This is a genomic window from Lysinibacillus telephonicus (genome assembly GCF_003966145.1).
GTDB classification, from domain to species: Bacteria; Bacillota; Bacilli; order Bacillales_A; family Planococcaceae; genus Ureibacillus; species Ureibacillus telephonicus.
In genome coordinates this window covers 1-6,051 of record NZ_RXNR01000118.1, presented here as the reverse complement: position 1 = coordinate 6,051, position 6,051 = coordinate 1, and the positions used below count along the sequence as shown (strand labels likewise).

General features: G+C 33.3%; 7 protein-coding genes. 1 reads left to right on the top strand and 6 read right to left on the bottom strand.

The window, feature by feature from the left end:
* Nucleotides 1-208: 208 nt before the first annotated feature.
* The 3 genes from EKG35_RS20160 to EKG35_RS20150 all read right to left on the bottom strand — a co-directional run bounded on the left by EKG35_RS20160 (nucleotide 209) and on the right by EKG35_RS20150 (nucleotide 3,093).
* Nucleotides 209-1,750 carry a GNAT family N-acetyltransferase gene (locus EKG35_RS20160; RefSeq protein WP_126296341.1) on the bottom strand — a complete coding sequence of 514 codons (1,542 nt, stop codon included), beginning with the start codon at nucleotides 1,748-1,750 and terminating at the stop codon, nucleotides 209-211.
* Nucleotides 1,751-1,760: 10 nt separating this feature from the next.
* A complete protein-coding gene (locus EKG35_RS20155) occupies nucleotides 1,761-2,330 on the bottom strand; it encodes a glycerol-3-phosphate acyltransferase (protein WP_246020518.1) in 570 nt (189 codons plus the stop codon).
* A 157-nt stretch (nucleotides 2,331-2,487) separates the two neighbouring features.
* The gene (locus tag EKG35_RS20150) at nucleotides 2,488-3,093 is read right to left on the bottom strand and encodes a TetR/AcrR family transcriptional regulator (RefSeq protein ID WP_126296339.1); all 606 of its coding nucleotides are present in this window, start codon (nucleotides 3,091-3,093) and stop codon (nucleotides 2,488-2,490) included.
* Between the two features lie 174 nt (nucleotides 3,094-3,267).
* On the opposite strand from EKG35_RS20150, the gene EKG35_RS20145 reads away from it, so the two are divergent.
* On the top strand, nucleotides 3,268-3,675 hold the full coding sequence (locus tag EKG35_RS20145; protein ID WP_126296338.1) for a VOC family protein: 408 nt from the start codon (nucleotides 3,268-3,270) through the stop codon (nucleotides 3,673-3,675).
* A gap of 370 nt (nucleotides 3,676-4,045) precedes the next feature.
* On the opposite strand, the gene EKG35_RS20140 is transcribed toward EKG35_RS20145, so the two are convergent.
* From EKG35_RS20140 to EKG35_RS20130, 3 genes are all read right to left on the bottom strand, one after another.
* Nucleotides 4,046-4,408 (bottom strand): VOC family protein, encoded by a 363-nt coding sequence (locus EKG35_RS20140; protein WP_126296337.1) that lies wholly within the window; start codon nucleotides 4,406-4,408, stop codon nucleotides 4,046-4,048.
* A 51-nt stretch (nucleotides 4,409-4,459) separates the two neighbouring features.
* Nucleotides 4,460-5,284 (bottom strand): AraC family transcriptional regulator, encoded by an 825-nt coding sequence (locus EKG35_RS20135; protein WP_126296336.1) that lies wholly within the window; start codon nucleotides 5,282-5,284, stop codon nucleotides 4,460-4,462.
* 138 nt (nucleotides 5,285-5,422) lie between these two features.
* Nucleotides 5,423-5,806 carry a hypothetical protein gene (locus EKG35_RS20130; protein WP_126296335.1) on the bottom strand — a complete coding sequence of 128 codons (384 nt, stop codon included), beginning with the start codon at nucleotides 5,804-5,806 and terminating at the stop codon, nucleotides 5,423-5,425.
* Between the last annotated feature and the right edge of the window lie 245 nt (nucleotides 5,807-6,051).

Sequence of the window (6,051 nt, the reverse complement as noted above, 5' to 3'; positions counted from 1 at the left end):
TTCCTCCAGCCCTTATCTCGCGATAAGTACCTTGCGCTTCCTTAGTGGTTGGTCGATGTGTACCTCCACAGTGGACTTTCACCACCTAGATAGTTGCCATGCCTGGCACACATAAAAAAAGTGAAGCTAAATTGTGCTTCACTTTTAAAGACTATTAGAAAAAAAAAACTCACTTCAGGGAGCCAATCCTTTTATAGTTATAAAATGCTTACTGTAATACTTGAATATAATAATTCACTATCTCTTCAAATCGATTAAGTGCCTCTTCAAAATCCGGTTGAATAGTTGCAAGTTGAACGAAATTTCGACTACGCAAATAGTGGCTTTCTGCATGCAAAAGAATACCATTTAATTTTAAATCATCGTTTAAATGTTTTAATTCATATGGTAACTGCAAAGTAACAATCATTGGGTAATTATTTGTTGTAATTGCATAGTCTTTTACAATTTTTATGTCTCTTAATTGCATAAATCGTTCTTCTAACAGTTTATATCGAAATGGATAATGGTTCAGTGCCTCCATAACATTAGCTACTAGCATTGCAGGTACTGTAAACGGAGGATCTATCTGTTGATATTTTGCTAGATTGAGGTATGAAGGCAGTTTAGTATCTTCCACAAGTTGTTGTGAGAAAACAAAAGCGAGGCCACTCATTGCTCCAAGTGCTTTTCCACTTACAGATGTAGCAAAATATAGCTCATTCATTGAAAATTGCAAAGCCCCAAATGAACTAATACAGTCCACACAAAGCTTCACATCATAGCGTTTAGTGATTTCCAGTATTGGCTCAATTGGATTTAGTGTTCCAGTTGACGTTTCACCGTGCACCATTAGCAGCCACTCAAAGTTTCCGGTCTCTACATACTTTTCTATTTCAGCCAGGTTATAAGGTGTTCCCCAATCTGAGTAAAATGTTTCAAATGAAATTTCCCAGTTCCTCGCTTGGTCAACTAACCTTTCACCAAACTCCCCATTTACTAAAATAAGACCTTTTTTCACGCTTCTCGTTTTTAATTGCCCTAACATAATATCATTTGCGAGAGTACCACTGCCAACAACAGTTGCAACATAATTCGCACCAGACAGCTTCTGCAATTGCTTTTTCATACTAACAAATAACTCCCTAAATTCATCGGAGCGATGTGATAAATCCGTATGAGATAAAGCTGTATTTTGTTTTACTGGACCTGGGTAAAATGAATGATGACTGCTAGTAGCTATCCTTTTTTCCAACCCTTGTTCAAATTTTCTCCTAGTCAAAACCATTGGGATAAACTTCGCTTCTTCTGAACCAACTGCATCAGCAAATTGTTCAAATCCCATTTGTTTATATAGTTTTTGTTCACGAGTAGTTCCTGAAATGACAACAGCTGAATATCCTTGATGATAGGCAAAAGAATAAACTGCCTGTATTAAGCGAAAAAAAACACGTCCTGTACGATACCGTTTTTTTACTGCTAACAATCGCATTTCAGCTAAGTTTTCACAATCAGTATCCTGTAAGTACCTCTCTACTTTTCCAATCTTCTCGTCCAACGAAAATGGTCGTCTGTCTCGAAAGGCAAGCATTCCGACTATCTCAGTTTTTTTGTAGACAACGATATAACAATTTTCTTTATGAAAACGGTCAAATTTTTTTCTCGTTTCGTTTTGCTCATGCTGCGGAATTTCTTCTACAAAGGTTTCATAATTTAGTGCAGCAATGTTATCAAATTCTTTATCAGTTGTCGCTATTTTACACCAATACATGATAACCCCCTTATTCCCTATGACTTAAAATTTGTAATAAATTGCCATAATGTTTCCATATAATGATACATATTGATAGAATCACAGCGCTATATATCACAAAACTACCTTTCCATATAAAACTAGCTATGTAAAATGTGAATCCACCAAGCATACCTATTGTTAAATTCCGAATAATTAAGAGTAATAATACTGTTCCTACTATCATCCAACAAAATAACGATGGCTCTAGAGATAGTCCCGCGCCAATAAAAGTAGCAACCCCTTTTCCACCGTGAAACCTTAGCCAAAGGGGATAGATATGACCAACAATAACAAAAAGCATCCCTACAGCTAAAATCCACTGTTCAAAGTTCATCATTTGCCCATAAATAATGACAAGCGCACCTTTTAAAGCATCACCTAATAATGTAATGATAAAAGCAGAACGACCGAGTACACGCCCTGCATTTCGTGCTCCTAAATTTTCACTGCTTTGTTTTCGTAAATCTATATTCTTCCATTTTCCAACGATATAGGCTGTCATAAAGTTCCCAACTAAATAACAAAACAACCAATAAATTAAAGAAGACTCATTCAAGTTATGACCTCCAATATAGTTTTCTTTTGTCATATTCCTCTTTAATTATTAATGTAAGTAAAATTATACCATTTCGAAACAAATAAAAAGGGGACGCCTCATAAGGATATGAGATGCCCCTTTCTATACATCGATGAGAAAACCTGACTTAATAAATTTAGTTCAATTCTTCTTGTTTAAAAATTCTCTCACTAATCTGATGGAGAAATTGCGCCCACTTTTCTTGAAATTCTGGTTCCTCTAGCGTGTGTCCTGTTATCATTTGTGTGACATTTTTGTATAGTAGAGGATAGATAGTAAGGCTAGACATCATTAATGTAATGAGTGCTGGATCTAACTCCTTTGGTACTAATCCTAACTGTTGTTTTTTTACCATGTCAGCATTATAGGATTGAAGCACCTTCTTTCTCGTTTCCTCTCCATTCGAATCCTCGGGCAGCTCTTGAATAGCCTCCCAGGCTGTATATTTCAAGAAATCTTTTAAATAATTTATATTTACCTTTAATCGAAATTCTGCTATTTCCACAGGATCTGAAGGTAATGTTAAATTTTCTGTAGGGACAGTATTAACAAAACTATCAATCGTCTGATTAATAAGATCATCTTTTCCTTTAAAATAATGATAAATAAGCTGTTTTTTTACTCCTGCTCTTTTTGCAATCGATTCGATTCTCGCACCATTATATCCCTTTTCAAAAAACTCTTCCTTCGCAGCATCAATTATTTTTTTTCGGGTACGTTCAGCATTTCGTATTTCGCCCATTGTTGTAATTCACCACCCAAATTCTCTTACTATAATGACATCGTAATAACCTACTCGCTAAAAGTCAAATTTATTTGAATATTCGGTAAGTACTACTTGACAAGTGGTAAGTTAATTTTTACTATTAGTGTAACTTAACATTTGTTAAGTTAAAATATCAAGGGGTGATGGAGAATGACGTTTAAACCAAGTATGACATTTATTAATCTTCCAGTTAAAGATTTGAAAAAATCAATGAGCTTCTTCGAACAAATCGGATTTTCCTTTAATATGCAGTTTACAGATGATAATGCCGCATGTATGGTCATAAATGATCATACTTTTTCAATGCTTCTGACTGAAGCACACTTTAAGAACTTCACTAGTAAGGAGATTGTAGATGCAACAAGACAAACAGAGTCTTTAATTTCCCTTGCAGTAGAAAGTAGAGAACAAGTGGATGCAATTGTGGAAAAAGCAATTGCAGCTGGTGGCAGCCTTGCATCAGACCCACGGGATTACGGATTTATGTATCAAGTTGGTTTCCAAGATCTTGACGGTCATATCTGGGAAGTGTTTTATATGGAACAAGGAGGAAATTAATATATTCTAATTAGTTGGTTCGAGTTTAATTTGAGCTAGGTCAATTCATGAAGTGAAAAGGAGCAACTATCCACCATAAAATCACTCGAAATAATTACATTAGATACCTTACGAAAATTATTCCAACTCCTAATTACTAAATTTCCTTTCCATAATAAAGGAGTATCGTAATTTTAAAACTAAACGGAATAGATATGCTCTTATTTAGAATGTATCTATTCCTTAGTTGACGCTTTGAAGTTTACTAAACAAACTTATCTAAATCGGTCTTCATCTTGAGTTCATTAGTAATTTTAAGACTGAGTAATAATTTTTTCGTAAAAAATTATATTAAAAGAGCAGGAATTAAATTCATCCCTGTCCTACATCATTAGCCTTTAAAAATATATTCATTGCCATCTTCATCACTAAAATGGACAAATGTACCCCATTGCATTTCTTGTGGCTCCCCTTTAATTTGAACCCCATTCGCCTTCATTGTTTCATAAGTGTCTTGAATATTATCACATTCAAATACGATGGATGCCTTCATGTTTTCGTACCCTTTCATCATTTTTTTTGGGTACAGCACTAAACGTGTTTGTGCACCTTCAGGAGCGACCTCAAGCCAAAACATATTTGGTCCCATTGGGTGCTCGGCTATTACATTAAATCCTACTTTTTTCGTCCAAAACTCCTTTGCCTTTTGTTGGTCTTCTACATATATTGCTACTGTTCCTAAATTCGTTATCATAATTATTCCTCCTTTAATTTTTCTTCGAAATTAATTTTAGCCGAGGAAAAATTACTCTTCTTGTAAAAAAACGACACCATTTTGTTTATTATTTAAGTTTATTTTTTTCAGTATCCAATTTTTATATTCTTTTGGAGTAAGTCCAATACTTTCTTTAAAGTCTTTTGAAAAATGTGCATAATCATAATAACCATAGTCAACCATGCAATCATGTAGATCAATTTCAGGGTTAAAAAAAATTTTAAGTCTAACTTGATTAAATCTTGCTACTTTACTTAATTTTTTCGGAGAAAGACCTGTTAACTCTGTTGTTTTCCTTTCAAACTGTCTTCGGGAATAATTGCTTTTTTCAATTACTGATTGCAAGTCTTGTCCTATCGGGTCGTCATAAATTTCCGAAAGAATTTTTATGAAGGGAAGTTCTTTATTATTTTTTTGATTTCTTAACCCAATTAGAAAATCTTTTATAACTAACATCCCCTCTTCTAAATCCATTCCTTTAATAACTTTACTAACTTGTTTTATCTTTTCATTATCAAATATGTCTTTAAGGGGCAATAATTGATTTCTAAGATTCTTTACATCAATGTCTGAAAAAAACTTTAACCCCCATGGCTTTAATCGGATACCAAATAGTCTTATATTTCCTTTTGCATTTAGGATATGGTAACGAGTTAACGACCCAATTAAAAATTCAGGCTCTAACTTCCTATCATTAATTTCATATGAAGAACCAAAATGGAAGATTAATTCATAACAACCATCTGGCCATAGCACCTCATTATCCTCTATCCTTTTGTAATCCCTATTAAGAAACCAAAAGCATTTTACATAAGGGTCTAGCTCTACTGGCGGTTTTATTTCTTTATATCTCATAACACTTAACCCTATCTTATATTTTTAGTAATTCATACCCCTTAATATTACACTCTATTCTCTTTGTATTATTATTTGTGTTAGTATCGCAGAGTATTTACAATATTATCCTATATTTATTTAATAGTCCGTATATTCTTACTCAACAATCAAAAATTTATTATCCTTAACAGTATAGTCGCCGTATTTTCTAGAAAGTACTGCCGTTTTAAGTGCATTTTTTTCATTAGCAAATACTAATAAAAATCTGTCCTCCAATATATCAATGCCTCCATTATCACCTTTAAATTGAATCCCCATTGAATCTTCAATCATTTCATTTGTTGTATATGGACCATATACGTTGACTGCAATCCATTCGAAATCAGTCAGTGTAGTTAAATCAATTTGATTTTCTCCTTGCTGTATCAAAGAGTGAATATCCTTACTTAAAATTGTATCTTGACTAGCTCGGTTCCAAAACAACTCAGCAAATAAAATGACAATAGCAATAGTTAAAAATATATAAACTATTTTTTTCATTAATATACCTCCATCACACCCATTATAATTAGAATATTTTTACATTTTAAAATGACGTGTTTAGTATAATCTAGTTTCAAATTGAATTTGAAAGAGCAAAAATAAAAGCACTATTTGCTAATGCTGAACTGCCCCGTAAAAGTTAGACACTAATCTAATTTTTACGGGGGTTTTTTTATGGCAAAATTAACAGTTAAACAAAGAATTCAAGCGGTTGAACGATATGTAAATGGACATGAGTCCAT